The 7,053-nt window shown below is 41.2% G+C and carries 4 protein-coding genes; 1 reads left to right on the forward strand and 3 read right to left on the reverse strand.

Annotation, left to right across the window (positions count from 1 at the left end; all coding sequences use genetic code 11):
- Positions 1-242: 242 nt before the first annotated feature.
- Positions 243-698, forward strand: coding sequence for a Fur family transcriptional regulator (locus tag AN486_RS25725; protein ID WP_027404555.1), 456 nt, complete (start codon positions 243-245; stop codon positions 696-698).
- Between the two features lie 207 nt (positions 699-905).
- On the opposite strand, the gene AN486_RS25730 is transcribed toward AN486_RS25725, so the two are convergent.
- From AN486_RS25730 to AN486_RS25740, 3 genes are all read right to left on the reverse strand, one after another.
- Positions 906-1,883: a peptidoglycan-binding protein gene (locus AN486_RS25730; RefSeq protein WP_039203603.1), complete on the reverse strand. Its 978-nt coding sequence runs from the start codon at positions 1,881-1,883 to the stop codon at positions 906-908.
- A 19-nt stretch (positions 1,884-1,902) separates the two neighbouring features.
- Complete coding sequence (cobN, locus tag AN486_RS25735) at positions 1,903-5,637, reverse strand: cobaltochelatase subunit CobN (protein WP_290602970.1); 3,735 nt, start codon at positions 5,635-5,637, stop codon at positions 1,903-1,905.
- Between the two features lie 219 nt (positions 5,638-5,856).
- On the reverse strand, positions 5,857-6,240 hold the full coding sequence (locus AN486_RS25740) for a GxxExxY protein (protein WP_053540477.1): 384 nt from the start codon (positions 6,238-6,240) through the stop codon (positions 5,857-5,859).
- Positions 6,241-7,053 lie beyond the last annotated feature (813 nt).

Below are 7,053 nucleotides of genomic sequence, written 5' to 3' on the forward strand. Positions count from 1 at the left end.
CCTCTTGCCTCTTGCCTCTTGCCTCTTGCCTCTTGCCTCTGCAAGAGGCAAGAGGCAAGAGGCAAGAGGCAAGAGGCAAGAGGCAAGAGGCAAGAGGCAAGAGGCAAGAGGCAAGAGGCAAGAGGCAAGAGGCAAGAGGCAAGAGGCAAGAGGCAAATATTCTCAATAAGCAATGATTGTTGCAAATCAAGCCAAATATTTGTTATATTCTCAATTAATGAGCTTTGTTGAGAAAATTTAGTATGACTGTCTACACAACTGGTTCACTTAAAGCAGAGTTAAACGACCGTGGCTGGCGTTTAACTCCACAGCGCGAAACAATTCTACATATTTTTCAGGAACTCCCGCAAGGTGAACATTTAAGTGCAGAGGACCTATATCATCGTTTAGAAACTGATGGTGAAGGGATTAGTTTATCAACTATTTATCGCACTTTAAAGTTAATGGCGAGAATGGGGATTTTACGGGAGTTGGAATTGGGTGAAGGGCATAAACATTATGAAATTAATCAGCCTTATCCCCATCACCATCATCACCTCATTTGTGTTCGCTGTAATTCGACTATTGAGTTTAAGAATGACTCAGTTTTAAAGATTGGCGGAAAAACAGCGCAAAAAGAGGGGTTTCATTTATTAGATTGTCAAATGACAATCCATGCCGTGTGTCCTAAGTGTCAAAGAGCGCTGATGCCAATTTAATAACTAAGGCAAGAGGCAAAAGGTAAGAGTAATTACCAATTACTAGTACAGCACGGCGTAAATAAACCAACCATTTCCAAAAGCCAAAAAGCCTATGCAGTCTTAATTTTGACTTTTGACTTTTGACTTCCATTCTGCGGTACTAGCCCAAAATTTGGAGGATGAATCAAGTCGTGGGGAATCTGATGATTTGGAGAAAGCGGGGGATTAAAAACTTCCGCTTTTAATATCTTTGAGACTGATACCATAAAATTCTTGAGCGCGACTAATTGCTTTTTTGGTATCAGATGCCATCATGCCGTTGATTTGACCTTTATAGAAACCTTTTTCCTGTAGTCGTCTTTGGATTTCTAGAGTGGTGAAATCACTTTTGGCAGAGTTTTTAACTAAACTGTGTAACTTAGAACGGGTAGTTTGTCCAGCCAGTCCATTGATTTCTAGTTTGTGTTGTTTTTGAAAGCGTTTTACGGCATCAACTGTGTTAGAACCATAGTAACCATTGGGCTGATTTTGGAGAAATCCGGCGGTGATTAATTGTGCTTGGAGAATTCTGACGGCTTCACCGCGATCGCCTAAACTAAGTATATCTGGGTGATCTAATTTTTGAGAAGTAGTTGTTTGATTTTCATCGGTAACATCTGGTAATTTGGCTAGTGTGGATTTACCGACAACACCATCAACTGTGAGTTGATAAGCTTTTTGGAATCGTTTTACCGCTTCGTGAGTAATTGGACCAAAAATGCCTGTGGAATTACCATAATAAAAACCAGCGATTTTCAAGCGTTCTTGTAAAACTTTGACATCCGCACCTTCATCACCTTTGCTGAGGAGATTGGGGTCTTTGCGCTTCTTATTCACGGAAATAATATTATTTGAGATAGTGGGGGTTATCGGGGCTGTACTGATAACTTGATTATTGGCGGTTTTAATTTGAGATATTTCATTTTGTTGGAGACTGTTTACGGTAGCAGCGTTATCATTTTTTTCTAAGGCGAAAACACTACTAACACTATTCAAAATAGATATAGTTAGAGCCAGGGGAATCATGTATTTCCACGCACTACTAGAAAAGAGTTGCCAATTTGGTGCGGCTGTTGTTTTGAATAAAGAACTGAGGGATATTAACTCAGTGGTTTCTTCGTCTTGATTGGCAAAAGCTAAATGTAAATACGCAAGATTTTCCATATCCGGTTCCTAAATGAAATTATTTTTCTTCGATAGTTGCTTCCGCTTGATGCACCAAATTGCGGAGGTTTTCGAGGGTTTGTATATTCACATCCTGCCATAAGCCGCGTTGGTTGGCTTCTAGTAATCTTTCCGCAATATCGCGTAATGCCCAGGGATTCTTGTCATGAATAAATTCACAAACGGTAGCGTCTTCTAAATAAGCTTCTACAACACCTTGATACATATAATCTTCGACACATTGGGCGGTAGCATCGTAAGCGAAGAGAAAATCTACGGTTGCAGCCATTTCAAATGCACCTTTATATCCATGACGCATGACTCCAGCTATCCATTTAGGATTAACGACGCGGGAACGATAAACCCTGGCAATTTCGGCACTAAGTTGGCGGATTTTGGGTTGAGATGTGTTGGAATTGTCGCCAAAGTAGGTTTGGGGATTTTTACCTTGAAGAGAACGCACGGCTGCGGTTAAACCACCCTGAAATTGATAATAATCGTCGGAATCGAGTAAATCGTGTTCTCGGTTGTCTTGATTGTGGAGGACGATTTGCATTTGCTTTAAGCGTTGTTCAAAGGCTTCTGCATTTTTGTTCCCTGTTCCCTCACTAGAAGAATAGGCGTAAGCACTCCAATTTGTGTAAGCTTGGGCTAAATCCTGATCATTTTCCCAGTTTTGGGAGGCTATTAGTCCCTGGAGTCCTGCACCATAAGCCCCTGGTTGAGAACCAAAAACGCGATATTGCGATCGCTCTTGGGCTACTTCTAAAGATAAACCTTCTTGAGTCCATTGTGCTGTTTCTTGACGAACTGTATCTGCTAAGGGATTTTGGTCTGGTGGTTCATCTAAAGCTGAAACGGCTTTCACTGCTTGATCAAATAAAGCGATTAAATTGGGGAAAGCATCCCGGAAAAACCCGGAAATTCTTAGAGTGACATCCACACGGGGACGACCGATAATCGCCAAGGGTAAAATTTCAAAATCTACTACTCGTCTTGCTGCACCATCCCACACGGGTTGCACACCAAGTAAAGCTAAGGCTTCGGCTATATCATCACCACCAGTCCGCATGGTGGCTGTTCCCCACACTGATAAACCCAGGGTTTGGGGGTATTCTCCATGTTCTTGGGTGTAGGTTTCAATCAGGGTTTCAGCGGCTTTTCTGCCAATGTCCCAGGCGGTTTCTGTGGGTATGGCGCGAATGTCAACGGCGTAAAAGTTTTTACCTGTGGGTAGAACTTCGGGTCGTCCGCGGGTGGGTGCGCCAGAAGCCCCGCTGGGAACGTATTTTCCGTCAAGTCCCCGTAGGAGGTTTGTGGTTTCTTGGTTGGTTTTTTGTAGGGCTGGGAGGAGTTTGTCACTGATCCAATCCGTAGGGGCGCAGGGTCTGCGCCCAGAGATAACTTCTTCTACTAAATGGGCGGCTTCTATTTCTAGGAGTTCGACGACATCGCCGATGATGTGGCAGGATTTAAGTCTCTCGCAGAGGCGCAGAGGCGCAGAGAGGGGGGCTGAGAGGTTGTCGGTCAGGGGGTCTATGTCTATTTGCCATTGTTTGGCTATGGCGCGGGTAATGCCGATAGAATGGCGGTTGGGGATGCGGGCGATCGCTACTATTAGGTCTCGTAGTTGGGTTCCTTGGGGACATTGACCGAATATGTGTAAGCCGTCGCGGATTTGGGCTTCTTTGAGTTCGCACAAGTAACCGTCTAGGGAGTTTAAGATCAGGGTTTCAAAGTTGGCGATGTCTTCGGGGTTGGTGATTCCTAAGTCTTTGTACAGGTTTTCTTTGATGACGAGTTCTTGAATGCGATCGCGTATTGTTGGTAATCTGGAAGGATCTAAACTTTCGGCTTCGTAATATTCATCAATAAGATTTTCTACTTGTTGCAATGGTCCATATAATTCTGCCCTTGTCATTGGTGGTGTGAGGTGATCAATGATTACGGCTTGGGCGCGTCTTTTTGCCTGTGAACCTTCTCCGGGATCATTAACAATAAATGGATATAAATGGGGCATTGGTCCCAGGGCAATTTCTGGATAACAAGTATTAGATAAGGCGACACTTTTTCCTGGTAGCCATTCTAAGTTGCCATGTTTTCCTACATGAACTATGGCATCTGCTTGAAAAGATTCTCGTACCCAATCATAAAAGGCTAAATAATTATGTGTTGGTTCTAAATCGGGGGCATGATAATTTAAACTAGGATCAAGATCGTAACCTCGTGATGGTTGAATACCAACAAAAACATTACCAAATTGAATTCCAGAAATTGTCCAATTTTGGATCGCGTCTAAAATAGGTTGTCCCCAACGGGCAATAATTTGTTTTTGGATATTTATTGGTAGGGTGGAAAAATAGTTTTGATATTCTGCTGCTGATAAACTTTGGTTGATGGGTTTCCAGTCTTTCCCTTCGGGATCATTGGTAACGCTAGATGTGAGAATTTGAATTAATTCGTCTCCAGTTTCGGGAATAGTTCCTAATTCATAACCAGCTAACTTTAAGGCTTTGAGAATTTCTACACAACTAGCAGGAGTGTCCAGTCCTACGCCGTTGGCGAGCCGTCCGTTGGTGTTGGGGTAATTTGCTAAAATTATGGCTATGCGGCGTTCTTGGGGCGGTTTTACCCGCAATCTTACCCAGTTTGCAGCCAGTTGGGCGACGAATTGAATGCGATCGCTCACGGGTTCATAAACTACGACATCGGTTTCTAGTTTATTATTCCGAGTTTGTAAGGTTTTGAAAGACACAGCCCGACTAATAATTCGCCCATCTACTTCTGGTAATGCCACATTTATGGCAATATCACGGGGTGTTAAACCTTGTGATTCTGATTCCCATTGTTCAACGGAACTAGCACAAAGAATTACTTGCAAAACCGGGACATTTAATTTTTCCCAAAGTTCGGTTTGTGGTGTTTCTGTTTCTAAACTTGCTAGGGAAAAACTGGTGGTATTCATCAACAAGCTAACAGAATGATCATCTTTTGCTGCTAATAATTCACATAATTGACTACTAACACCAGGTTCGCGCAATGAAGAAACAAAAACTGGTACAGGCTGTAAATTTTTCTCTATCAAAGCATTACATAAAGCATCAATAACTTTAGTGTTTCCTGCTAAATAATGGGCGCGATAAAACAAAATCCCCACTTTAGGCTGACTCCTGACTGGGCGCATTCCCTGCGCCCCTACATCCTGACTTCTTTCGTACAATCCTACGCGGGGAACAGGTTGTGGTTGTGGGGGATTAAATGCTGTTAATAGGGCTGTATCAGCGATAAATTGCAAGGCGTTGAGGAAATTTTCTGTACCACCTTCTTGAAAGTATTGCCAAATCTTCTGGACGATTTCTTGAGAAACCGTAGATTTGGAAATTAAATCAAAATCAAGTCCGTCATCTCCTGGCATGACAATTAGAGTTGTGCCATTACGTTGTACAATTTCTTGTACGACTTCTAAACCATAAGCCCAGTATGAACTTCCTCCTATGAGACGAAGCACAATAACTTGGGCGGATTCTAAAACTTGTTCACTATAAGCATCTATACTTATTTGTTGCTGTAGTTGTAATAAGTTGGCTACCCTGATTTCGGGGAATTGACTAGGTAATTTAGTAACTACAGCCGCTAGAGTTTGAATATCAGTATCGGCTGCTGTAATCAATACGAAAGGGGCAGGAGTTTGTTCGAGGAAAAATAAACCTTCAGACTGATTTAATCCGCCTGGTGTGGCGCTGATTCTGTGCATAATTGGTAATTAATGATGGAAATTTTTAGAGGATGTTTTAAAAGTTTTGGGCGACTAGAAGTCGCCTTACAAGAGTCTCCTTGGTATCAACATATTTTCAGAGAAGGTGAGAATCGCGGATTCTACGGATTAAAGAATTACACAGATTTTGGTTATCTTAGCAAATGAAAAAAATCTGTGTAATCAGCGTAATCCATATAATCCGCAATTCTCGCTTTTTTATTTGTTACTTAATACTAATCTCTTAAATGTCAAACTCTTACTTCCAAAGTTAATCAATAACCCAACTTCTAGTTTATAGGCTTTGAGATAGTTGAGGGCTTGGGCTAGGTGTACGTCTTCGAGTTGGATTACTGCTTTGAGTTCGACTAATACTTTTTGTTCAACTACAAAATCGGCACGGCGTGTACCGATTGGTTCAGGTAGGTTTTTGTAATAGATATGTTGTTCGATTTCTCTAGCAAAGGTTAAGCCTGCCTGATGAAATTCGTAGGCTAGGGCGCGTTGATAAATTACTTCTTGAAAGCCGTTACCTAGAAATTTATGGACTTCAAAGGATGCGCCGATAATTTTTTTGGTGATGTCTTGGTATTTTAAGTCCATAGGTATCGAGATAGCGGATTAAGGGATTACGCGGGAAAAGATATCTGAATCACGGATTAACCGGATTGCGCTGATTTCACGGATTTTAGGAGCTTTTACCGGAACTGGCAACCTCATCCGTGCAATCTTTTAATCCAATTAAGTGTGAGAACGCGGATTAAACGGATTGCGCTAATTTCACGAATTTTACGAGTTTTTACCGGAACCGGCAACCTAATCCGTGCAATCTTTTAATCCAATTAAGTGTGAGAACGCGGATTAAACGGATTGCGCTAATTTCACGGATTTTAATCCGTTTAACCTCTAAAAATCCGTGTAATCCTTTAATCCATCTAATCCGTGATTCAGACATTGTGTTTAAGTTTACGCAGGTTGGCTTTTTGAGCTTGAGATAATTTTGGATACCTACGCGCATACCAATTTTCAACCTCGGCAATGTCTTCGGCATTAAGTCCATAGACTTCATAGACTAATTTATCTATTTCTATCTGTTCGTGACTGGGGTACAATTATTACCCACATTCCGCACCCTTGACTGTCACAAACGGTGATTACGGAGGTAAATTGATGAAAAATGAGTAAAAGAATACATTTATCTATAAAAAAACAAATTTTAGATAGGAAAATTGATTCAGATACATTCTCAATAAGAAGCAATAAAGAATGAGGGTGGTTTCTGGCAGAAAATATAATATAATTTTATTGTTAGTCTATCAAGACTTAATCATAACTTATATCCTTCTAGAAATAAACTTAAAAACAGCATTAAAACTTAAACTCATTAATAAAATCAATGAGTCAAATTGTATAATT

The sequence above is a fragment of the Anabaena sp. AL93 genome (genome assembly GCF_001672085.1).
GTDB lineage: Bacteria > Cyanobacteriota > Cyanobacteriia > Cyanobacteriales > Nostocaceae > Dolichospermum > Dolichospermum heterosporum.

What these genes read in the sequence shown, in the direction of transcription:
- AN486_RS25740 (WP_053540477.1), bottom strand. Translation starts at nt 6,240, where the DNA reads ATGGACTTAAAATACCAAGACATCACCAAAAAAATTATCGGCGCATCC.
- cobN (WP_290602970.1), bottom strand. Translation starts at nt 5,637, where the DNA reads ATGCACAGAATCAGCGCCACACCAGGCGGATTAAATCAGTCTGAAGGT.
- AN486_RS25725 (WP_027404555.1), top strand. Translation starts at nt 243, where the DNA reads ATGACTGTCTACACAACTGGTTCACTTAAAGCAGAGTTAAACGACCGT.
- AN486_RS25730 (WP_039203603.1), bottom strand. Translation starts at nt 1,883, where the DNA reads ATGGAAAATCTTGCGTATTTACATTTAGCTTTTGCCAATCAAGACGAA.